Here is a 1135-nt window from a genome sequence, read left to right as displayed (position 1 = left end):
TTCGAGAACCCGACCGGTTTCACCAACTGGCTGGAGATCTTCCTGCTGCTGGTGATCCCGTTCGCGCTGCCGCGCACCTTCGGCAAGATGGTCGGGGACAACCGCCAGGGCTACGCGATCGTCGCCGTTATGGCGATCTTCTGGGTCGCCTCGGTGGCTCTGCTGACCTTCGCCGAGTCGCAGCACCACGGTGCCGCGCTGCAGGCGGCGGGCGCGGCGATGGAGGGCAAGGAGCAGCGCTTCGGCGTCGCCGCCAGTTCGCTGTTCGCCGCCTCGACCACGCTGACGTCGACGGGTGCGGTGGACTCCTTCCACGACTCGTTCACGCCGTTCGGCGGTGGCATCGCGATCTTCAACATGATGCTGGGTGAGATCGCGCCCGGCGGTACCGGCTCCGGTCTGTACGGCATGCTGATCCTGGCGATCGTGGCGGTGTTCGTCGCCGGTCTGATGGTCGGCCGCACCCCGGAGTACCTGGGCAAGAAGCTCGGCGGCCGCGAGATGAAGTTCGCTTCCCTCTACATCCTGACCACCCCCGCGTTGGTGCTGGTCGGCACCGGTGTGGCGATGGCCCTGCCAGGCGAGCGGGCCGGGATGCTCAACTCGGGCGCCCACGGCTTCTCCGAGGTGCTGTACGCCTTCACCTCCGCGAGCAACAACAACGGCTCGGCGTTCGCCGGCATCACCGTCAACACCGACTGGTACGACACGACGCTGGGCCTGTGCATGGTGCTCGGCCGATTCCTGCCCATGGTGTTCGTCCTGGCGCTGGCGGGCTCACTGGCCCAGCAGCAGCCGGTGCCGGCCACTCCGGGCACCCTGCCCACCCACAAGCCGCTGTTCGTCGGGCTGCTGTCCGGTGTCGTTCTAATCGTCGTCGGCCTCACCTACTTCCCGGCCCTGGCCCTCGGGCCGCTCGCAGAAGGTCTCCACTGATGTCCACCACCCACAACCCCGCACCGGTCGACCACAGCACGACCCCGCACCGAGTCCAGAGCGGCCTGCTCGACCCGAAGCTGATCGTCACCTCGCTTCCCGATGCGGTGAAGAAGCTCGACCCCCGGGTGATGGTCAAGAACCCGGTGATGTTCGTGGTCGAGGTGGGCTCGGTGGTCACCACGATCTCCGCGATCGC

General features: G+C 67.4%; 1 protein-coding gene and 1 pseudogene. Both read left to right on the top strand.

What is annotated here, in order from left to right; all coding sequences use genetic code 11:
- On the top strand, positions 1 to 936 hold a 936-nt coding region (gene kdpA, locus ACWC9T_RS41980; protein WP_449826271.1), incomplete at its 5' end, for a potassium-transporting ATPase subunit KdpA.
- Positions 936 to 1135 (top strand): annotated as a pseudogene (locus ACWC9T_RS41975) (potassium-transporting ATPase subunit KdpB); the annotation flags it as partial. The gene kdpA and the pseudogene ACWC9T_RS41975, both read left to right, overlap by 1 nt.

Source organism: Kitasatospora sp. NPDC001159, from assembly GCF_053598235.1.
The sequence above is the reverse complement of the archived record's forward strand: the minus strand, read 5'-3'. Positions and strand labels throughout refer to the sequence as shown.